This window comes from Vibrio thalassae, assembly GCF_900089835.1.
In the GTDB taxonomy this organism is placed as follows: domain Bacteria; phylum Pseudomonadota; class Gammaproteobacteria; order Enterobacterales; family Vibrionaceae; genus Vibrio; species Vibrio thalassae.
Genome location: NZ_OANU01000025.1, coordinates 1 through 20251 on the forward strand (window position 1 = coordinate 1; position 20251 = coordinate 20251).

The following is a 20251-nucleotide window of genomic DNA, read 5'->3' on the forward strand; positions in this document are numbered from 1 at the left end:
TATGTTCATCATGCTGACTACCTAGCACTCACCCGATTTTGTGGTTATCAGGAGGATCGTCCTCTCACGATTTAGATCCCGATTGGCAAATGCCAACCTTCGTTACATTGTCAGAGCCGCTACTTTATTCAGGCTCCTAGGTTCATCTGGTGATACAGATGGTTCACTCGTTAAGCGGTGAACAGCGCTTCATACGACTTCACGTCGCACACCCCAGGGTTTATTGTTTGAGTTTTTGTTGCCATAGAGTCTTGTGAAAATTTGATAAAGATGGATTTTAGATTGGTGGTTCATAGTCATCTCACAGTCAAGTTAGAGGTCTTGATATAGAAAAAATCTATTATATGGTTGGAGTGTAGAGTAAGGCCGAGACAAAAAACTCATCCTTTTGGGTGGAAAATAGGGGCGTAGGTGTGAGGTGTGTGGCAAATGCAGACAATGGCGAGGTCATTGCCTGCATCGGTTAAGTCGATGTGCTTTTTAGCTAGACGAGTGGGTTATTTAAGATATTTAACGTGTGCTTCCATCTCTTCGCCGATCTCTTTGCGCATGTTCATCAGTTTGATGGCAGAATCACGTAACTTAACGTCTTCTTCAGTTTCAGGAATCCATTCAGGGACGGAAGTGGGTTTACCATCTTCATCAACCGCCACCATAATGACAATGCAGTGAGTGGTAAGACGGTTTTTAAGTTCTTTAGGGTCACTGGCTTGCACGCCAATGGCGATATGCATTGACGAGCGTCCGGTGTAGATAACTTTGGCGCTGACTTCGACGAGGTTGCCAACGTGTATCGGTTGAACAAACCGAATTCCGCCAGCGTAAGCGGTAATGCAGTATTTGCCACTCCACGCTGCCGAGCAAGCATAAGCGGCTAAGTCGATCCACTTCATGACCGCACCACCGTGCACTTTTCCGCCGAAATTTACATCACCCGGTTCAGCAAGAAAACGCAGGGTGATGTCTCTTTTGCCACGACTCATTTGAACATGTCCTTATTGTTATTTGAGACTTCGATGAGTATGACAAAATTGTTAACAGTAGGCTACAAGGATTGAAGACCAATCGTCGTTATTGTTTATCTATGGTTAGGCTCTGTTCCACCGCATTCGTGGCTACTTTGCGACGTTTTATCTTAACTTGAGAAAGAATAACGCCCGAGATGACCATAAGCCCGCCAATAACGTGGAATTGAGTGATAGTTTCACCTAGTAAGGCCGCAGCAAGAGCCACCGCGATGACAGGTAAGAGGTTCATGAACATTGCGCTGTTGTCAGCACCAATAACGTCAATAGCTTTAACCCAACAAAGTGGTGCAACGAGTGACGCCAATAAGCCCGCATAGGCAATAAGAGGCCATGAAGCCGGTGTTGGCAGTATTGTTTCGCTGGTCAACAGCAGAGGGAACAGCATAATCACGGCAAATACGCCTTGCGTGTAAATAAGCATCCAACTAGATAATTGCATTTTCCAGCGTTTTAGAAGCACGCAGTAAGTAGCATAAACAAAAGCAGCAATCACCATTAAAATGTCGCCTTGGGCAACCGTTTGTTGCATAAAGAAAGCAAGGTCGCCTTGACCTAACATGAAAGCCAGACCAGCTAAGGAAATAACGCCGCCAGCAATACTGAGCATCGAGATTTTCTTGCCCAGCAGAGGCACCGACATAAATACGCTGATAAGTGGCACCAAAGAGGTGATAAGTGCCATATTAGAAGCGGTCGTCGTCAACGCGGCGTAGTAGCCCAGAGACTGATTGAGTACCATGCCCAAAAAGGCGAGAAAAGCGAGTTTGCTAATGTTGCGACGAATTTCTGGCCAATAACGTTTTAGCTTAGGTAAGCAAAACGGGGTCATGATTAGCATCGCAAGCGCCCAGCGATAAAAGCTCATTGCACTTGGTTCGATGATCGATGACGCGATTTTATTCACAATGGCATTCCCGCCCCAAATAAGTACGGTTAGGAAAGGGAGTAAGTAAACCATTGTGAGCCTCGTCGCGTTTTGTGGATTGATGCATAGTGTGACAGGTCGTTATAATTATAAATATCTCCACTAAGACATTCAGCGCGATAGGAAGACAAGTTGAAAAAAAAGTCACGTAACCTTCATCCATCGCTTTCTATTGATAGAATGCCATCTGATGTGTTTATGAATTTCGATGCGTTTCTTTCCAATACAGAGACTCGGGTTCATTGCCACCCTTGGGGGCAAATTCAGCTAATTAGTGGTGGGATCCTTGAAATGGAAGCACAGGATACCCGCTTTCTTGCTCCCCCTCATTTGGCGATTTGGGTACCTGCTGGTGTCATGCATTGCAGTTATAATCGTAAACCACTGGAATATTGTTCACTGAATATTGCACATGAGCTCACATCCACTTTCCCAGAAAAAACTAGCTTAATTAAGGTGACGCCAATTGTCTCTTCTATTATTGAGGACTTTCGCCATCGACATATCAACGTGGCTCAATCAGACAAAGACAAACGTTTAGTGCAAGTTTTATTGGATCAACTGAGCGATCAGCAAGAGCAACATCACTTTTTGCCTTCTAGTAACAATAAGTATCTCGCGCCAATTCTGTCAGCTATCGAAGAGGATCCAACCAATGACATCAGTTTAAAGGAGTGGGCGAGTCGGGTGCACACCACCGAAAGAACGTTGGCGCGCTATTGCCAAAGTGAACTAGGGATGAGCTTTACTGAGTGGCGATTAAGAGTACGTTACTTGTATTCCATGGATTTACTTCGCGGCGGTCATTCTGTTAAAGAAGTGGCGTTTACCTTGGGCTATAACCAAGCTAGCCCCTTTATTGCCATGTTTAAGAAGTATTCGCGCCAAACTCCGGAGCAGTACAAGAACAAACTGCTTCAGGAGTGATTGAAATGAGACGACAAGCAAGTTCAAAAAAGGAGTATGTAACATACTCCTTTTTTGTTTTTTGAAGACTAACCGCGGTTGGTTACGGACTCTCGCGTGACTAAACGTCCGGTAATTAGAGGTCTTGGGCTCATAGGTTTGTCATCCAAAATGGCATCCAATTGTTCCATTGCAAAATCGACAATTTGTTGCGATGGGTAGCTGATACAGGTAAGCGGTGGATTGAGCTGGCTTGCCAATTGAGAGTCTTCGAGTGACACGATGGACACCTCTTGCGGGGTTGCAAGGTTAAAGTCTCGAAACAAATTCATGGCTACCGCAGCTTGGCTATCACGCATAACCACAAGCGCGGTAAAAGGATGATAGCTATTGAGTAATGACATGATGGCTTGTTCGCTGTTGCCGTTGGCGGTCACAATCAACTGGCGATTTACAGGCATTGCTGAGTTTTGTAATGATGTTTTATAGCCGTCAATGACTTGGCTCGAGGCGAAGCTGTCATCATCGACGACAATGGCAATGCTGGAATGTCCTTTGCTTGATAAAAATCGACACGCGCTTTCTGCGGCAAATTTGTAGTCGTAGCCAATGGCATGAGAAACATCGGCTAAGCTATCGATAGCAATGATGTTGTCATTTTTCAGCTCTTCGACCGTTCCACCGAGAGAAATAATTGCGTCGCAATGTCTTTGATTAAGATCCTCCACCATACGGACTTGCTCGGCTGGGGTTTCCGCAAACTGTACCAGCATGTGTTTACCTTTGGCCTTTAGTGCCTTTGCTAACAAGGGCAGGTAGCTGGAAACTTGGCCTGCATCGGTAGAAGATAGGATCACGCCGATATAGTCAGAACGCTGATTTGCCAATGTTTGCGCGGCCGCGTTTGGGCGGTAATTGAGCTCTTCAGCGGCGCGAAGTACCGCTTCACGACTCTCCGGCTTGACTCCACGACTACCGCTCATTACACGCGATACCGTGGCTTTCGACACGTTTGCAAGCAAAGATACGTCTGTAATAGTAGCCATGAAAACAACCTTATTTCATTTGCAGAATTTTTGATGTTGGGAAACCGATTCCCGAAATTTCCAATATTGTACTCTTTTACTAGCACGTAGCTCAAGCTTGATGAAGGTAGGTGTGTCGTTAAAACTGAGATAAATAAGTAAAAGTGAATAGCGGTTGAAAAAAGCAGCTCTCGAAAGTAGGAGCACAAGAAAGCTGCTTCGACCAAATGTAAGATGCTCCTAGAAAACACCTTCCCTCTGACTCGTTCCCTGAATGATCGACAACTGTGAAAAAATGAAAGGTTTTAGCCGCTTATTTTGCGGTGCGCTTATGAAGTTCAATCATTTCCGCTACAAGCTCTTTCGCTAACATGGAAGTCATAAGGTGGTCTTGTGCATGAACCATGACTAGGGTCATCTTCATTTTGCCAGTGCCTTCATCGGCTTCAATGAGCTGTGTTTGCACAAGGTGTGCTTGGTTTGCAAATTCTTGAGCTTCTTTCATCAAGCCTTCTGCTTCATCAAATTCGCCATTTTTAGCGTGGCGTAGTGCTTCGTAACATAGGCTACGAGACTGGCCTGCGTTGATGATGATGCCCATTACTTGCTCTTCTAAATCCATTGTGTCCATTTGATACCTCTTAATTCTAAATGACTCTATCTCAAAGATAGGTGCCGCCCCTTTGCTTATTCCCAACTAAGACTGAGGGGGCGACGGTGTGAAATGTGATGCTCTGGGGGATTACGCTGTGACAGGTTGTCCTGCAGCTTCTTGTTGTTTCTTCTCTTCCGCCGCTTCTTGGTCAAGAAGCTGTTTCTCATAGGCTTTCAAAAATGGTAGGTACATCATTGCTGACATAGCCATACAGATAAAGCACATGATGACAGGACTGAAAGCCCAGTTGGCTGCCCATGAAGCGCCGATAGGACCTGGAGTTGTCCAAGGTGTTAGAGAAACAACGCGCTCAACTAGTCCCCAATCAAGAGCGAACCAACCTAATGTTGCGTTAACCATAGGAACCAAAATGAATGGTAGGAAGAACACAGGGTTCATGATGATTGGTGCACCGAATAGGATAGGCTCGTTAATGTTGAACATGCCTGGAACTGCTCCCATTTTACCGATAGTACGAAGATGAACGGCTTTACTACGTAGTAGTAGGAACGCAAGTGGAAGCGTCGAACCTACACCACCGATCAGTAGGTAGTGATCCCAGAAACCTTGAACAAAGATATGTGGGATCGCTTCACCTGCTGCCATTGCCGCTTGGTTTACCGAAAGGTTTGCCATCCAGAACGGGTTCATAATACCTGTCACGATAAGCGCACCATGAATGCCAGCAAACCAAAGAATTTGACAGACAAGAACCGCAAGAAGTACCGCTGGTAGAGTATCGGAAGCTGATACTAGTGGCTGTACAAGCGCCATAATTGCTTCAGGAATGATCATGCCTGTTTGTGCTTCAATGAATAGGTTCAATGGATGCAGGGTCATGATGATGACTAACACTGGGATTAGGATTTCGAACGAACGAGCAACACCGGTTGGTACTTCTGGTGGAAGTTTAATGGTGATGTTGTTGCGTTTTAGGTAAGCGTAAACTTCTGTTGAGTAAATAGCGGTAATAATCGCAGTAAAGATCCCTTGGCCTGAGAAGTACTGCATAGACAGCATACCGTCTTGTACTGGTGCAGCAACCAAAAGGAAACTCATCAATGACAGTAGACCAGTGGTGACAGGGTCGAGATTATGATGACGTGCCAAGCTTGAGGCGATACCCACAGAGATGAATATCGTCATAATCCCCATACTTAGGTTAAACGGCAACATCAGTTGTTCACGGTAAGTATCAGAAAAGTTTAGCCATGCTCGTGCAAAACCCCACGTAGTTTCCGAAGAAAATGGAGGGAAGATAAACACCAGCATGAATGAACCAACAATCATAAAAGGTAGTGCCGCGATAAAGCCGTCGCGGATAGAGGTGATATATTTTTGTTGGCCGATTTTACCAGCAATAGGAGTGACCTTTTGCTCGATAACATTGACCATTTTGTCGTACATAGCGCCCATGTTGAAGCTCTCGTTTGGATGTTAAGAAAAAGAGAGCTCGGTGTCGGAATATGACTAAGGGGGGACACCGAGCTGAAAACCTAGCCAATAAGTTCTAGAGCGAAATCAAGAACTTTGTCGCCTTTCTGCATGCCGTAATCCATCATGTTGATAGGCTCAACTTTGATGCCGTGAGCATCGGCTTTCTTTTGGAAATCGGCTTGCATGTATTTCACTTGCGGGCCAAGTAGAACCACTTCGTAGTTACCAACTTGCATATCAAATTCACTTGCGCCGAATGCTTTAATCTCAGCCGCGATACCACGTTCTTGAGCTGACGCCTCCATTTTTTTAACTAGTAAAGAAGTAGACATACCAGCAGAGCAACAAAGCATAATTTTTTTCATTTTTAGTTCTCCAGAATCTTGAATTCCTTTTTACTATGCTCTTTTGGAAAACATTTGGAAACCGGTTTCCAAATGTTTTCCAGTCAAGTGTGAAAACGATCACTAGAAAAGGATTAACAAAGAAAGATTTCGTGACTCAGTTAACGAACTATAAGATGTTTGGAAACGTTCAATGAAATACTCCAGTTTCCCTAGGGAATACTAAAGAACATTCGTTTGATGGGTGGTGTCAGTTGAAGGTAACAAGTGTGACTTGATCAAATGGTAATAAAAAGTGTGCAGCACTCATCAGAATTGGATGCTGAGTTTCCGCCTTATTGAGTATTACGTTATTCTTGCTCGCGTCTCGATATCCGGTAACTCAAATGAACCACTCCGTAATGCGACTGTTTGCTAATCAGGTTGAACAGTTCATGAATCCTATCGCTAAGTTGCTTATGCGCAGTCAGCATTTGATGGCAATGCGTGATGGTTTTCAGCTGGCTATGCCGTTTATTTTTGTTGGGTGCATGTTTGTACCCATAATTTTTCCTCCTTTTGCTAATCCAGAATCATGGATGTCCGTGGCGTGGCTAGATTTGTCTTATACATTGAGACCGATTTTGCTGCCTACTTACCAGTTAACCCTTGGTGTGGTCGGACTTATTGTATCGTTTGGGGTATCAGCCAGCCTGGCCAAAAGTTATCAGTTACCAGAACGGTTATCAGGACTTACAGGCTGTATGGCGTTTCTCATGCTCGCTGGGTTTTATTTGAATGGCCAAGAGGACGTACGGTATTTAGGTGGCGCTGGGCTATTTACCGCACTGATCGCTAGTATTTACTCTATTGAAGTGGTGAGGCTTTTCATTCGTAAAGGTTGGTACATCAATATGCCTGAAGATGTCCCAATTTTGACCATTCAAAGCTTCAAATTGATGATACCGATTTTTGTTATTTTGAGCACTATTTCAACGTTTAACGTTGCATTAGAAGCCCAGTTTGGTGTTCATTTTCCTCAATTGATTGAAGAGTTATTTAGGCCATTGGTGCTAGCTTCAGATAGCCTAGCAGCAGTATTGGTATCAATATTAATTTGTCAGCTTCTGTGGTTTATGGGTATCCATGGGGCGTTGATTATCACAGGCATCATGAATCCATTTTGGATGTCGAATTTACTCGAAAATCAAACGGCTTTGGAAGCGGGAGAGGCGGTATTACCGCATATTTATCTGCCAGCCTTTTGGGATTTCTTCTTGCTAGTTGGTGGGGTTGGGTCTACTTTGCCATTGGTCTATCTAGCCATCAAAAGCCGCTCTAACCAATTGAAGTCCGTAGGTAAAGTTGGTGCGATTCCCGCGATCTTTAATATTAATGAGCCCATTCTCTTTGGTTTTCCCATCATAATGAATCCATTGTTTTTGGTGCCGTTTGTAGTGGTGCCTATGATCAACGCAACCTTAGCTTGGTTTCTTACGTCGGCTGAGATTCTTGATCGCGTTGTGTTGATGATTCCCTGGTCAGTTCCTGCGCCTATCGGTGCCGCGTGGGCCGCTAATGGCAGCGTGATTAACGCGTTAATGGTCGGTTTTGCGATGCTCAATTCGTATTTTATCTACCTACCTTTCTTTAAAGCGCATGAAAAAATCTTGGTGGAACAAGAAGCTGAGCGTGCTGAGAGAATGCAGAAACGAACCGCGAGTTCGTAGCGCTTCACACTAAATTGGAGTGTCAAAGGTTTGACCCGTCTATAGGTATAGGGTTTAGGCTTCATTCAGGTTTGTTTGTTGTTATTAAGCGTCGGCGTCAGCGCGTATAAATATGGCGAAGCCAATGTTGTTTCTAGCGTCGAATACATAAAAATCGTTTACGCTATGGCTATTGGTTATCTACTATTTTCAGAAGTGCCAAACCAACTTGCGCTCATTGGTGTTGCTTTGTTGTTCTTGAGCGTATTGGTTCCGAGATTCATCGTGAAGAGGGCTAAACAACCATGCTAACCGTTACACAACTTACACGTGAATGCCATGTGTCTAGAACCACGGTTCTTTATTATGAGCGGGCTGGGTTGTTATCACCCGCTCACCGCTCTGATAATGGGTATCGATGGTACGGTGATAAACAGATTACGCGTTTAAAAAATATTCTTTCATACCGCTCTTTTGGGTTGCCTATTCAAGAAATCGGGTTGTTGCTTGATAAACAAAGTGAGCAAGTTCAAGAGCAAACGTTAAGAGAACAGTTTGACGCTTTAGAACGCGAGATAACCGCATTACGCCATCAGCAAAGAGCGATTCTGACGGCATTAGAGGAGCCGAATCTGTTGGAAACCAACTCCATGAACAAGACTCAGTGGTTAGACATCATGAGAAATTCAGGGTTTGACGAACAAGATATGGCGAACTGGCATCGCCAATTTGAAAAAATGCAGCCTGACGCTCACCAAGAATTTCTCGAGTCACTCAATATTAGTAGCCAAGAAATTGAAGAAATTCGTAAAAATTCTCGATAGTTGAGAAACGTGAGGGTGCAATATTGAGTTGAGATAAAGAAACCGACATTAGTCAAATGTTATGATTCTCCGTCTTCATATCCTTTTTATCGATACTTATGATAACCAGACGGACTTGGCAAAACCTCTCTCTGATTTTTCTTTACACTCTGCTGATTGGCTGCGTCTATCAAATGATGACCTTTCGCGAAGAACTAAGTTGCGATGCTGAACTGATTATCGAGCGTATCGACAAACAGTTATCGATGATCGAGACAGAGCTGCGCTCCATACCTATCGATAAAAAATGTCCACCTGAAACCCAGACTGCATTGGCTCACCATGTTTTCAACAGCGTGGGCATTCGAGGCATTGTGATGGCTAATACGGTGAATGAGGATCCAAATTACTGCAGCAATTTCGGTCAACACGAACGCCTAATTGATGAAGCATTTTGGGACGCTAGACAAGTCGATGATGTGATATTTGCCCGTCTCCATGTTACAGAGTTTCGTCGAGATCTTTCCTTTGCCTTGGCGGTTTATCGTGGAGAAAAAATCGTAATCGGAACGATTAATCCCAGAGTTATCCTCGGCTGGTGGATAGAGCCTTATAACAATGATGCGCGTGTTACTATGTCTTTCCCTGGTTCATCCAACATCATCCTGGATCGAAATCAAACCGCTTTTAGTGGCAAAGAACTGTCGATTTCCGTTGCCTCAGAGCGTTATCCTGTCGAGATTAAAGTAACCAAAACTGTGGGGTTGCTGACTAACCGAATCAAAACTTTTTTTATTCGCTTATCCGTCTTAGGGCTGATTGTTTTTGGGGCTGTCTTCGCCTTTGATATCTACTCACGATTGCGCAATGAACGAGGTGTTTATGAACACTTTTAATTCACCTTGGGCAAAATTAACGCTTACGCTTACCGTTGCTTTGATGTTTAGCGCTACATTAGCTTATCAACATATAACGGATGAGATAAAAACGAGTGCAAAGCAATCGGTACAGAATATAGATGACAGTATTAAAGAGATCGTCACCGAAATTAGGCAGTTACCTTATGATGAATCGTGCCCAGAATCTTTGATGCATGGCTACGCAAATTTAGCGTACGAAAATGAGCGTATAAGAGCGGTGGGTTATATCAGAGAGTCTGAGGAAGGGACGTTTGTTTGCAGCATGCTAGGAAAAACCTCATTGCACCAAAAATACTGGCGAGGCGCACTTGGTGGGGATGTGTTTATTGGTTGGTCGCTGCTCACCGATTATTTTCCTGAAACATCATTTGTTGTTGGTGTGGACGAGGGAGATAGACGATTTTTTGCTTATGTTAACCCACGTCGCCTAGTAGGACACTGGTTGGAACCAACACTACCTTATGCCAATTATGCATTCAAACTAGAAAGCGATCTTCAACCAAACTACTTCAGAGCGCCACTTGAAGCTGATGACAAAGGGATGAGCTATGAAGTTAGCTCATCTCAGTATTCGTATTCTGTTACGGCATTTGCAGACTACCATACCCTAGTGAAGCGCAGTCTGATTTATTGGCTGCGCGCTCTTGTGGCTGCTGTGATTATTTTGTCTACGTTATGGCTATTAAATCAGTCGTTTCGAGATAACCGCCCTAAGCCAAAACAAAGCAGAACGAGCGTTTAACTATGCCGTTTAAATGGAAATCGCAAATCTTTGCCTAGTACATTAATCAGTGCGCCGACGACGATTAGCGTGCCTCCGAGATAGGTCCAAATGGATGGTAACTCGTTGAACAAAATAAGACCGAGCAATATCGAAAATACGATCTGAATATAAGAATAGGCCGAGGCTTTCCCTGCCGCTTGTGTTTGCATCGCTTTGGTTAAGCCTAGTTGCCCGATTTGAGTAAATACGCCGATAAGTACTAGCATGGTCGTTAAGTGCGCATCGGGCATGACAAAGTCATCACCGATGAGTAATAGAGACAAAGGCAGGGCCACTAATGGGAAGTAGAATATGATAACGGAACTGTCTTCGGTTTGACTCAGCTTTCTGACGATCACATAAGCGATTGAACTACCCAAAGCACCGAGTAAGGCAACACCAACACTAAATAGCGGCAGATGTTCTGTACTATTAGCACCTAAAGTGGGGCTGACCATAGTATATAAGCCTAACAGGCTTAAAAAGATACAAATGAATGTCGAAAATTGAACGCGTTCTTTTAAGAACACGAAAGCCAGCAATGCGGTGAAGACAGGGTGGATATATTGCAAGATGGTTGCTTCGGCTAACGGTAGTGTGGTTACGGCATAGTAGACACAAATTAGTGCTAGTGAGCCCATCACACCTCGAGCTAATAATAGCTTTCTGTTATTTCCCCATATCGAAATACCTTTCCTTTTCACATCAACATAGCTCAGTATCAATGAGACTAATGCCCGCGCGGCTACTATTTCAAACACAGGTATTCCATAAGTGCTGACGTATTTTACCGATGCGGACATCAAAGCGAACCCAAGTGCAGACAGCACCATATATCGGACGCCAACGGGCACTAGTTGGTCAAAGCTTACATTCATTTGAGACTCTAATTGGCGAGTGGCAGAGTCTGTATTACATCATACCGCGGGAGTCATTTCACACTATGATTCAATTTATATATAGAAAAAATCCATAAGTGGTTTAGTTATCGTTTCTGCTTGAGGAGAAACTGCTGTACTGAGGCTTTGGGTTGTTTGGAAAGCTTTTGCATCAGTTCAAAGCTCGGGTCTTGGATCTGAAAATTATCAGTAATTGACTGAACCAATAGTAACCATAGTGACGCCGTGACTTCAGCATCGGCTAAAGCACGGTGAAATACACCGTCGTTATCGATACCGTGATATTTGACCAAGTCTCCGAGTTTGTGCGAGTGGGTTTCCTGGTTCAATCGGCGTGACACCAATAACGAACAGGCAAACTCACCCGTGTAACCCGCATTAATAAGTTCCAACTCGGCATCCAAGAAACGCTTATCAAATGATGCGTTGTGAGCGACGAGATTGCTGTTATCAATAAATGAAGAGAACCGACTCATCACCTCATGACAACTTGGAGCATTAGCCAACATAGCGTTGCTAATGCCAGTGTAGTTTTCAATGAATCCACTGACTCGAAACCCTGGATTCATCAGCGATTGGAAGCGGTCGACTATTTTGCCGTTTTCGAGTTTGACGGCACCAATCTCAATCGCTCTATCGCCTTGATTTGGAGAAAGCCCGGTAGTTTCAAAGTCGAGTACAACGACGGTTTTAGCGGAGGCAGACATCAATAGAATCTCGTATTTTACTTGGGGCGCAGAGTCTAACGCGAAGTCATACGAAGGGGAACATTAAACAGGGTTGTATGACGCAAAAAAAAGAGGAATCCTAGGATTCCTCTTGTTCAATATTGTTTAGTATTAGAGTTTCTTCGAAAGAATACCTGTCAACACGATGATACCGATACCCATCAACATGATCGGACCTTTACCACTGTCGAAACCGCTTGAGATGCCTGCAAACGCAACGATGGCGACTGCTACAGGAATAACGAATTTAACTAGGTTGTACCAAAGACCGAATAGTGGGAATTTCACTTCACCGTTATTTGTGACTTCTTTCTCTAGTTCTTCGCGGCTTAATCTCCAACCTGCGAAGATACATACCAACATACCACCAACAGCTAGGAAGATCTTATCTGTCATCAGGTCGAAGATGTCGAACGCACCCGTATCAAACAGTGTTGGACCAACGCCACCTAGAGACAGAGAAGCAAAGATACATAGTACTGCCATTACTGCAGCAGCAGTTAGTACTGCGGTTGTACGCTTGAACCCTTTTTCATCAATTAGGTAAGACACTACAACTTCAAGTAGAGAAACTGAAGACGTTAGCGCTGCAACAGTTAGACCTACGAAGAAAAGTAGTGCGAAGATAAGACCAATGCCGCCCATTTCTGCGAACAATTGAGGTACAACAACGAAGACAAGACCCGGGCCCGCTGCTGGTTCCATACCTAGAGCAAACATGGCAGGGAACATTGCAACACCGGCTAGGATTGCCACACCCGTGTCCATTGCCGTAACCATACCTGTAGTTTGAACAAGGTTCTCTTTCTTCTTCAGGTAACTACCGTATGTGATCATACAGCCCATACCTAAACTTAGAGAGAAGAATGCTTGGCCTAGTGCAGCAAGCACAACACCACTGTCTACTTTGGAGAAGTCAGGGCTAAATAAGAACTCAAGGCCAGCCATTGCACCTGGTAGAGATAAACCTTTCACTGAAACAATGATAAGAATCAGGAATAGGATTGGCATTAGTATCTTACCTGCTTTTTCAATACCGCCAGAAATACCGCGGCTAACGATGATTACGTTCATTAGCAAGTAGATACCCATCCACATCAATGGCTGAATTGGGTTAGTGATGAAGCCACCAAAACTATCGCCGATAGCTTCAGGGTTACTGAGAAGACCAGTAGACACTTTTTGAACGTACGCTAGAGCCCAACCACCTACAACAGGGTAGAAACCCATAATAAGTAGACCACTCAGAACGCCGATGACACCTACGAAAGTCCAGCGACCGTCTGTCGACTTAAACGCACCTACTGCACTGCGACCAGTCTTACGACCAACTGCAAATTCAGTAAGCATGACGCTAAAGCCAATAAAGATTACAAATGCAAGATAGATAACGATAAATGCACCACCGCCATTTTCACCTGCTGTGTAAGGGAATTTCCAAATATTACCAAGACCAACTGCAGATCCTGCAGCGGCCATTACGAAGCCTAGCTTCGAACCCCAATTTTCACGGGGTGTTGTGTTTGTATTACTCGTTGCCACGATAACTCCGATAATCTGTTGTGTTTGTCCGTAACTTTGGCGCCGAAAAGTATGTGTATTTATTTTTATACACTTTCTAAAATTTGTAGAGGCGCTCTAACAGTGACAAGTAAAACAGTTTATGATTTGAGTTGGAAGTCTAAAAGGTGTTTTTTTCTAACTTTTGTCATCAAATTGTTGTCAACTGCTGATTTTTTAAACATTAATTGTTTGATTTTCCAAATTTGCTTGACCGAAATGCCAAGTTTATAGAATTTCAATAATCAGTTTGTTGCATAAAGCAGCGGTTTGTTCTGATGCCAGTATGATTTTTAGCATCTCTTTATGAAAAAAGAGGATATTGTTTCGTGAAATTCGAGAATTACAATTCGATAAAAATTTCATCAAATATGACTAAAAATGCAATACAAATCGCTAACAAATGGGGTGGCTTTAAAGAGTTTTTATGTCAAAATGAACTTGTCAATATGTCTTTCTTATAAAAGCATCTTTAGATGATGTACAATATAGTTTGCACTATTTTTGGCGTATGAGTTTGAGTAATGTGTTCAATTTAGATGGTTGTGTTATTAATCTGACTAAATCTAGTTGATTACTTTAATTATAGTCATTTTGAGGCATATTGCAGATAGTGAAACGGGTACTGAAATAATCATAATGAGATAAGCATAAAAAAGCTCCGCCAATCTGGCAGAGCTTTTTCGATTTTGTTGCAGTTACACTTTGAATCGGTTGAGAATATTTTCTTGTTGATGAACGTTATCAGACTGTTCTGTCATAGCAATGTTGGCATTCTGAGCCGAGTCTGCCACTTGTTCACTGAGGTCTTTAATTTTGATGGTATTGGCATTAATTTCCTCTGCAACTAAGCTTTGCTCTTCTGCGGCAGCAGCGATTTGCATATTCATGTCAGAAATTTGTGCGATGGATTGACGAATACGTTCCAACGCATCGTTCGCGCTTTGTGCTCTTTCCACAGCAAGGTTAGCACTCTCTTTACTTTGGGTCATCGCGCTAGAAACAGAGTGTGCACCGCTTTGCAGTTGCTCAATCATATTTCGGATTTCAGTAGTAGATTGCTGAGTACGTTGTGCAAGTGTACGTACTTCATCGGCAACGACGGCAAAACCACGTCCAGATTCACCAGCCCGAGCGGCCTCGATAGCAGCGTTTAAGGCAAGTAAGTTAGTTTGGTCTGCAATGTCATTAATAACTTTTAAGATAGTTTCAATATTGTCTGTTGCTGTTTCCAGTCCTTGAACTTCGATTACCGCATCTTCGATACTATGTGACAGATTAGTGATTGCCGTGGTGGTATCGAGCACGACAGAGGAGCCTTCTTGGGTTGCGTTATCAGCCGCTTGTGCAGCGCTTGCTGCACCTTGAGCGTTATTTGCCACTTCTGCTGATGTACTTGCCATTTCATTCATTGCGGTGGCAAGTTGCTCTAACTCTTGCAGTTGTATATTCATTGCAGATGCAGATTGCTTTGAGCCTTCAGTGGTTTGTTGGGTAAGAGCCAAGATCTTGGTTGAAATTTGCTTCGACTGAATGATTTGTTGTTGTAGGTTGGCTGTGAAGGTATTAAACCCTTTAGCCAGTTCGGCAAATTCGGCATCTGTTTCGGTATCTAAACGATGGGTGAGGTCACCGTCTCCGTTCGCGACATCTTGTATAGCAGCATTGAGGTCATTGAGCGGGCGCATGAGGAAGCGAATTAATAGCGTTAAAGCAATAACGCTGACAACCAAGCCCATTAGAGTAAAGAAAATAGACTGGTTTCGCAGTTCGTTAATCGCAGAAAATGCGATGTCTTTATCGATAATCGCACCTACGTACCATTTTTCATCCGGTACTTGGACTAAGTTCACCTGATAATATTTGCCGTCAAGCTTCAACTCTTGAACACCTTCAAAAAGTGCAATGCCGGGCAGGAATTTATTGATCGGTTCGCCATTTAGAGTGCTGTTCGGGTGGGCGATAGTCATTCCTTTCTCAGTCACGACAAACAGATAACCCGCGTTGAATAAATCGGTTTGGTTAACGAGATCCGTAAGGGTGGTTAGCGTTACGTCAAATACAACGCTACCAATAAAACGACCAGTTTCATCATTAAGCGCTGAACCTAACGATATGATTACGCTCTTAGTGGAAGAGTCGACATAGGGATCCGTGATGATGGTACTACCCGAGCTTTTCGCTTCTTGGTACCAAGGACGAGAGCGTGAATCATAGGAGGAATCGGGAATCCAGCCATCATTGCTCACTAATGATCCGTCGGTTTCGTAGCCAACGCCAACTGCCTGAAAGCTGGATTTTAGGGTTGGCGTTGTAATGATATTTTCAACAAAGTTGCTGTCCGTAGGGGCAATCTCTAGAGATTCAGTGACGGCACTGGCTAAGTCGCGCTTGGAGTTGAGGTCATAAGTAATGGTGTTTTTTACACCGGTAATTAGCTCGTGAATACTACTGTTGATATGACTTTGCAGTTCTGAGCGAACAGTAACAAGTTGGGTAATTGTAAGGGTGGAAACGGCTGTAAGCAGCAAAGCTGCTGAGGCCGAAACAATTTTGTGACTAAATTTCATACTACGTCCTAGATTGGCTTAAACCTATAGCCTTTGGGCTAGCCAGTACTTTATTGATATTTATCATTATTTTGTGAGTTAATAAGAACACTATCTTGTATGACTCTTAATGTTATCGGTGGATAACCGCAATACTTTAGCCTTTATATGATCTAATTTCACTGGTCGGTGCTTTGATATATCAAAGGTTGATATAGGTGCTGTTAAGACACGAGAAGACCGTGATAAAACAAAGGCAAGAACGTTGAGAAGCAAAGGCTCTCATCGCTCTTTATTCCACTGTGTGATTTGATATGAGGCCGTGATGAAAACGATTGGTTTATTAGGTGGTATGAGCTGGGAATCAACGGCGAACTACTACAAAGCGATTAACGAGGGTGTGAAAGCCGAGCTTGGAGGGTTTCACTCCGCTAGAATAGCGCTGTACAGTGTGGATTTTGCTGAGATCGAAGTTTTACAACGTCAAGGTGACTGGCAAGGTGCGGCAGTTGCATTGAGTGGAGCAGCAAGAGCCATTGAGTCAGCAGGTGCAGAATGCTTACTAATTTGTACCAATACGATGCATAAAGTAGCCCCTGTTATAGCTAGCGCGATTTCTATTCCTTTGCTCCACATTGCCGATGCGACAGCTGAGCGCCTGAAACGAGACAACATAACAAAAGTAGGTTTGTTAGGGACGGCATTTACCATGGAGCAGGCGTTTTATAAAGGTCGCCTTGAGCAAAAGTATGAGATAGAAGTCATTGTGCCTGATTCAATCCAAAGAGGCATCGTACACGATGTTATTTATGGAGAACTCGTGAAAGGGCAGGTTAATGATGTTTCTCGACAACGCTACCTAGAGATTATCGAGGACCTTCAAGCGCAAGGCGCACAAGCGATTATTCTTGGCTGTACTGAAATAGCGATGTTGGTGGAACAGAAATACACCACTGTTCCTCTTTACGATACAACACAAATACACAGTGAGGCAGCAGTAGCGTTTGCTTTAGAAAAATAGCTGAAGGTTCTCTCACGGTGATTATTATAGACATTGATGACTTCAAGAATATCAATGACACCTATGGACATATTCAAGGTGATAAAGTCATTAAAGTCGTAGCGAATACCTTACGGTCTTTGTTGAATAATGACTATGTGTTAGCCCGTATTGGGGGGGAAGAATTCGCCCTAGCTTACGTTTACCAGGGATTTGAATATTCCTATCAACTGTCGCAGAATATTTGTCGCTCGGTACGAGAAGCAAAAGTAAATGATGCCTGCACTTCACCAGTGACCGTTAGTGTAGGTTGCGCGATTTATGAGGCTGCTACGGAGTTTGAAACACTGTATGAAGCAGACAAACTTATGTATGCTGCTAAAAAGCAAGGAAAAAACCGGGCGGTGGTAGAACTACTGTCGTCACGAGAGAAGAGGATGTCAGTCATCGATTAGAAATGGCATCTCTTTTTTTACAGCGATGTCGGACGAAATGAATCAAAAACCTAATCTGAATTTACTCTATACATTGGAAGTGCTTTTGGCAGAAAAGCACGTCAGTCGAGCCGCAGAGCGGCTTAATTTGACCCAGTCCGCGGTGAGTCGCCAACTAAGCCATCTGCGCGACATCTATCGTGATCCTTTATTGGTTAGAAATGGAAATCACTACGTCTTAACACCGCGAGCGCAAAGACTTGGCGAAGAGTTAGAAGGTTTATTCCATAATATTACCAAGGTTCTCGGACACACAGATTTTGACCCACAACATTTTGATGAAACGTTCACATTCTCTTCTTCCGATTATGTGGCTCAGTTCATTTTGCCGGAACTGGTGGATAAATTGACCAATATGGCACCAGCGATGCAATTTGCCTATCGATTGTGGGAACCTGATAATTTGATCAAGCTTGGCGAAATTAATGTGCAACTTGCATCGACGATGTTGCCAGAAGCACCCTTGGGGTTGAGCTCCCATCAAATAGGAGAGGACATTCCGGTTATCGTTACTCGAGACAAGCATCCACTATCCGAGTCAAAAAGTATCACAGAGCAGCAATTGACTGATTATCCCCATATTCGAATTTCCGGTGGCGGTGACAAAGACAGTTTTCTTGATAAAGAAATGCGGCTGCGTCACTTAAAACGTAAAATCTTGGTGTCGACGCCGTTTTTCTCATCTGCTTTCGCCTTGTTGCAGCAAACCGATGCCTTATTGACCGTGCCTTTGCATATTGCCGTTAACCTCAAGAGCACCCAAAAGCTGCACGTCATTGATATTCCATTTAACGTTCCAACACATAAATACTGGCTGCTGTGGCACCCCAAATATGACCACGAACCTTCTCATCGCTGGACCAGAGAGCATGTGTTGTCGATCATGCGTAGTTCCATGTACTCAGTTCAAAAACTGAACGTCACCGAGTAATACGTCTTAAATTGTCTTAGTATGATTTCATCTCATTACGATAATGAAAAATGGTGATTTCAAATCATGATTGGCGGGTGATACAGTCATTGCAGTTATTTGAGGAGCTGTTATGACTTTTACTATTTGGTTATCGCTAGTAGCGATATGTCTTCTTGGGGCGATGTCACCGGGACCTAGTTTGGCCATTGTTGCAAAGCACAGTCTGGCTGGTGGAAGAAATCATGGTCTGGCTACTGCGTGGGCACATGCTTGTGGGATAGGTGTGTATGCGCTGGTCACTGTATTAGGTCTGTCGGTGCTACTGCATCAATTCCCTGTTATTTTCAAAACGATTTCGTTACTTGGTGCGCTCTATTTGGCTTGGCTTGGCTTTAATGCCATTCGCTCGAAAGGAGGCATCGTTGAGAGATTAGAATCAGGAAAACAGGTGTCGGTCATTTCTGCTGCTAAAGAGGGGCTGTTTATCTCGCTATTAAGCCCTAAAATTGCGCTTTTCTTCACGGCATTATTCAGTCAATTCGTAGCGGTAGGCAGTGAGATGTCTGATAAGACCATTATTGTCGCTACGCCACTTATTATCGACGGGCTTTGGTATACATTCATCACCTTTATGCTTTCTTCGCCAAGACTGCTCGATTCATTGAAGTCACGAGCGAAGTTTATCGACCAGTTATCGGGAGCGGTGCTGATCCTATTGGCAATACGAGTCGTCTTTACTCTCTAACTCGATTTCTGTCAGACTAGGATAGTTGAATCAATAACTTGAGAGATGTCATTTAACTTCTTACACTTAAGATAATTATGGACTACGTTAGGACCACAAATTGAAATTAACAAAGTTATTGATTCTCTCTTCACTGACCATTGGCCTGTCTGGCTGTTTACATAGTGCATCAGACGAACCAAGACCCAGTGAGTTCACATTGGAAAACGTGGAACGTTTGGTCAAAGAAGACATTTTAAAGCCAGAACAGCTCGATCCCAGCGAGAAGGACTACAAATACCTAGTCGGCGCTACTGACCTAAACAATGATGGTAGCGAAGAGTTATTGGTGTTAATGCAAGACTCCTATTTCTGTGGTTCCGGTGGCTGTACTGCCTATCTCTTTTCTTCCGTAGGAGATGTCATTACAAGGATGACGGTGACGAGAAAACCTATTCTAGTTTCCGATCGAATAACCAATGGCTGGAGAGATTTTTACGTTTGGAGCAATGGCTCTTTACGTGTTATGAGCTTCGATGGTAAATCCTATCCGAGTAATCCATCGGTTGAACCCGAATATAGTCGTGAACGTGAAAAAGAGACAGCGAAACAGACGCTCGAAGTGCAAGAGGTTGTAGTTCAAGATGGCTACGGTATAGAGCTTGTCGAAGACCTGCCAATTTTTTATCCCGCTCATAGTTATCAATTTACGTTTAGGCACTATGGGGACCCACAAAATCTATATTTGTTTAAAATAAACATGGTGACAGGTGTGTCCGAGCTTGAAACGCTACCGATTCCTGAGCAAAAGGCGGATACCCAACCGTAGCCACTCTCAATATTGAGCTTTGCTCTTTTATTGTTGAAATGGTGTTACACAAAAAAGCCGA

20 protein-coding genes are annotated in these 20251 nt (G+C 43.6%); 10 read left to right on the top strand and 10 right to left on the bottom strand.

Annotation, left to right across the window (positions count from 1 at the left end):
* Positions 1-497: 497 nt before the first annotated feature.
* Complete coding sequence (locus VTH8203_RS10035) at positions 498-983, bottom strand: acyl-CoA thioesterase (RefSeq protein WP_096993550.1); 486 nt, start codon at positions 981-983, stop codon at positions 498-500.
* 88 nt (positions 984-1071) lie between these two features.
* Positions 1072-1986 (bottom strand): DMT family transporter, encoded by a 915-nt coding sequence (locus VTH8203_RS10040; protein WP_096993551.1) that lies wholly within the window; start codon positions 1984-1986, stop codon positions 1072-1074.
* 99 nt (positions 1987-2085) lie between these two features.
* On the opposite strand from VTH8203_RS10040, the gene VTH8203_RS10045 reads away from it, so the two are divergent.
* Positions 2086-2880 (top strand): AraC family transcriptional regulator, encoded by a 795-nt coding sequence (locus VTH8203_RS10045; protein WP_096993552.1) that lies wholly within the window; start codon positions 2086-2088, stop codon positions 2878-2880.
* A 68-nt stretch (positions 2881-2948) separates the two neighbouring features.
* Here the strand turns inward: VTH8203_RS10045 and VTH8203_RS10050 are convergent, their stop codons facing one another.
* The 4 genes from VTH8203_RS10050 to VTH8203_RS10065 form a co-directional block, all read right to left on the bottom strand.
* The gene (locus VTH8203_RS10050; protein WP_096993553.1) at positions 2949-3905 is read right to left on the bottom strand and encodes a LacI family DNA-binding transcriptional regulator; all 957 of its coding nucleotides are present in this window, start codon (positions 3903-3905) and stop codon (positions 2949-2951) included.
* Positions 3906-4197: 292 nt separating this feature from the next.
* Entirely contained in the window at positions 4198-4530 is a 333-nt protein-coding gene (gene chbA, locus VTH8203_RS10055) for a PTS N,N'-diacetylchitobiose transporter subunit IIA (RefSeq protein ID WP_279627172.1), read from the bottom strand.
* A 96-nt stretch (positions 4531-4626) separates the two neighbouring features.
* Positions 4627-5955 (bottom strand): PTS sugar transporter subunit IIC, encoded by a 1329-nt coding sequence (locus VTH8203_RS10060; protein WP_096993555.1) that lies wholly within the window; start codon positions 5953-5955, stop codon positions 4627-4629.
* Positions 5956-6035: 80 nt separating this feature from the next.
* A complete protein-coding gene (locus tag VTH8203_RS10065; RefSeq protein ID WP_096993556.1) occupies positions 6036-6341 on the bottom strand; it encodes a PTS sugar transporter subunit IIB in 306 nt (101 codons plus the stop codon).
* 365 nt (positions 6342-6706) lie between these two features.
* Here VTH8203_RS10065 and VTH8203_RS10070 point away from each other — a divergent pair, with 365 nt between their 5' ends.
* The 4 genes from VTH8203_RS10070 to VTH8203_RS10090 all read left to right on the top strand — a co-directional run bounded on the left by VTH8203_RS10070 (position 6707) and on the right by VTH8203_RS10090 (position 10473).
* On the top strand, positions 6707-8029 hold the full coding sequence (locus VTH8203_RS10070) for a PTS sugar transporter subunit IIC (RefSeq protein WP_167385811.1): 1323 nt from the start codon (positions 6707-6709) through the stop codon (positions 8027-8029).
* A 284-nt stretch (positions 8030-8313) separates the two neighbouring features.
* Positions 8314-8832, top strand: coding sequence for a MerR family transcriptional regulator (locus VTH8203_RS10080; RefSeq protein WP_096993558.1), 519 nt, complete (start codon positions 8314-8316; stop codon positions 8830-8832).
* A 173-nt stretch (positions 8833-9005) separates the two neighbouring features.
* Positions 9006-9707, top strand: a complete 702-nt coding sequence (locus tag VTH8203_RS10085) for a hypothetical protein (protein WP_096993559.1) — start codon at positions 9006-9008, stop codon at positions 9705-9707.
* On the top strand, positions 9694-10473 hold the full coding sequence (locus VTH8203_RS10090; protein ID WP_096993560.1) for a hypothetical protein: 780 nt from the start codon (positions 9694-9696) through the stop codon (positions 10471-10473). Before VTH8203_RS10085 ends, VTH8203_RS10090 begins: the two co-directional genes overlap by 14 nt.
* On the opposite strand, the gene VTH8203_RS10095 is transcribed toward VTH8203_RS10090, so the two are convergent.
* The 4 genes from VTH8203_RS10095 to VTH8203_RS10110 form a co-directional block, all read right to left on the bottom strand.
* A complete protein-coding gene (locus tag VTH8203_RS10095) occupies positions 10470-11372 on the bottom strand; it encodes a DMT family transporter (RefSeq protein ID WP_096993561.1) in 903 nt (300 codons plus the stop codon). The genes VTH8203_RS10090 and VTH8203_RS10095 overlap by 4 nt on opposite strands.
* A 107-nt stretch (positions 11373-11479) precedes the next feature.
* Positions 11480-12100 (bottom strand): 3'-5' exonuclease, encoded by a 621-nt coding sequence (locus tag VTH8203_RS10100; protein WP_096993562.1) that lies wholly within the window; start codon positions 12098-12100, stop codon positions 11480-11482.
* Positions 12101-12232: 132 nt separating this feature from the next.
* Positions 12233-13663: a sodium-dependent transporter gene (locus VTH8203_RS10105; RefSeq protein WP_096993563.1), complete on the bottom strand. Its 1431-nt coding sequence runs from the start codon at positions 13661-13663 to the stop codon at positions 12233-12235.
* Positions 13664-14379: 716 nt separating this feature from the next.
* Positions 14380-16251: a methyl-accepting chemotaxis protein gene (locus tag VTH8203_RS10110; protein ID WP_096993564.1), complete on the bottom strand. Its 1872-nt coding sequence runs from the start codon at positions 16249-16251 to the stop codon at positions 14380-14382.
* A 304-nt stretch (positions 16252-16555) separates the two neighbouring features.
* On the opposite strand from VTH8203_RS10110, the gene VTH8203_RS10115 reads away from it, so the two are divergent.
* The 5 genes from VTH8203_RS10115 to VTH8203_RS10135 all read left to right on the top strand — a co-directional run bounded on the left by VTH8203_RS10115 (position 16556) and on the right by VTH8203_RS10135 (position 20190).
* Positions 16556-17251: an aspartate/glutamate racemase family protein gene (locus VTH8203_RS10115; protein WP_096993565.1), complete on the top strand. Its 696-nt coding sequence runs from the start codon at positions 16556-16558 to the stop codon at positions 17249-17251.
* Entirely contained in the window at positions 17248-17685 is a 438-nt protein-coding gene (locus VTH8203_RS10120; RefSeq protein ID WP_096993566.1) for a GGDEF domain-containing protein, read from the top strand. Before VTH8203_RS10115 ends, VTH8203_RS10120 begins: the two co-directional genes overlap by 4 nt.
* 37 nt (positions 17686-17722) lie before the next feature.
* Entirely contained in the window at positions 17723-18655 is a 933-nt protein-coding gene (locus VTH8203_RS10125; protein ID WP_096993602.1) for a LysR family transcriptional regulator, read from the top strand.
* Positions 18656-18767: 112 nt separating this feature from the next.
* Positions 18768-19382, top strand: coding sequence for a LysE family translocator (locus VTH8203_RS10130; protein WP_096993567.1), 615 nt, complete (start codon positions 18768-18770; stop codon positions 19380-19382).
* A 100-nt stretch (positions 19383-19482) separates the two neighbouring features.
* Complete coding sequence (locus VTH8203_RS10135; RefSeq protein ID WP_244181188.1) at positions 19483-20190, top strand: COG3650 family protein; 708 nt, start codon at positions 19483-19485, stop codon at positions 20188-20190.
* Positions 20191-20251: the final 61 nt, after the last annotated feature.

What these genes read in the sequence shown, in the direction of transcription:
- VTH8203_RS10035 (WP_096993550.1), bottom strand. Translation starts at nt 983, where the DNA reads ATGAGTCGTGGCAAAAGAGACATCACCCTGCGTTTTCTTGCTGAACCG.
- VTH8203_RS10040 (WP_096993551.1), bottom strand. Translation starts at nt 1,986, where the DNA reads ATGGTTTACTTACTCCCTTTCCTAACCGTACTTATTTGGGGCGGGAAT.
- VTH8203_RS10050 (WP_096993553.1), bottom strand. Translation starts at nt 3,905, where the DNA reads ATGGCTACTATTACAGACGTATCTTTGCTTGCAAACGTGTCGAAAGCC.
- VTH8203_RS10060 (WP_096993555.1), bottom strand. Translation starts at nt 5,955, where the DNA reads ATGGGCGCTATGTACGACAAAATGGTCAATGTTATCGAGCAAAAGGTC.
- VTH8203_RS10065 (WP_096993556.1), bottom strand. Translation starts at nt 6,341, where the DNA reads ATGAAAAAAATTATGCTTTGTTGCTCTGCTGGTATGTCTACTTCTTTA.
- VTH8203_RS10070 (WP_167385811.1), top strand. Translation starts at nt 6,707, where the DNA reads ATGAACCACTCCGTAATGCGACTGTTTGCTAATCAGGTTGAACAGTTC.
- VTH8203_RS10080 (WP_096993558.1), top strand. Translation starts at nt 8,314, where the DNA reads ATGCTAACCGTTACACAACTTACACGTGAATGCCATGTGTCTAGAACC.
- VTH8203_RS10085 (WP_096993559.1), top strand. Translation starts at nt 9,006, where the DNA reads ATGATGACCTTTCGCGAAGAACTAAGTTGCGATGCTGAACTGATTATC.
- VTH8203_RS10090 (WP_096993560.1), top strand. Translation starts at nt 9,694, where the DNA reads ATGAACACTTTTAATTCACCTTGGGCAAAATTAACGCTTACGCTTACC.
- VTH8203_RS10095 (WP_096993561.1), bottom strand. Translation starts at nt 11,372, where the DNA reads ATGAATGTAAGCTTTGACCAACTAGTGCCCGTTGGCGTCCGATATATG.
- VTH8203_RS10100 (WP_096993562.1), bottom strand. Translation starts at nt 12,100, where the DNA reads ATGTCTGCCTCCGCTAAAACCGTCGTTGTACTCGACTTTGAAACTACC.
- VTH8203_RS10110 (WP_096993564.1), bottom strand. Translation starts at nt 16,251, where the DNA reads ATGAAATTTAGTCACAAAATTGTTTCGGCCTCAGCAGCTTTGCTGCTT.
- VTH8203_RS10115 (WP_096993565.1), top strand. Translation starts at nt 16,556, where the DNA reads ATGAAAACGATTGGTTTATTAGGTGGTATGAGCTGGGAATCAACGGCG.
- VTH8203_RS10125 (WP_096993602.1), top strand. Translation starts at nt 17,723, where the DNA reads ATGAATCAAAAACCTAATCTGAATTTACTCTATACATTGGAAGTGCTT.
- VTH8203_RS10130 (WP_096993567.1), top strand. Translation starts at nt 18,768, where the DNA reads ATGACTTTTACTATTTGGTTATCGCTAGTAGCGATATGTCTTCTTGGG.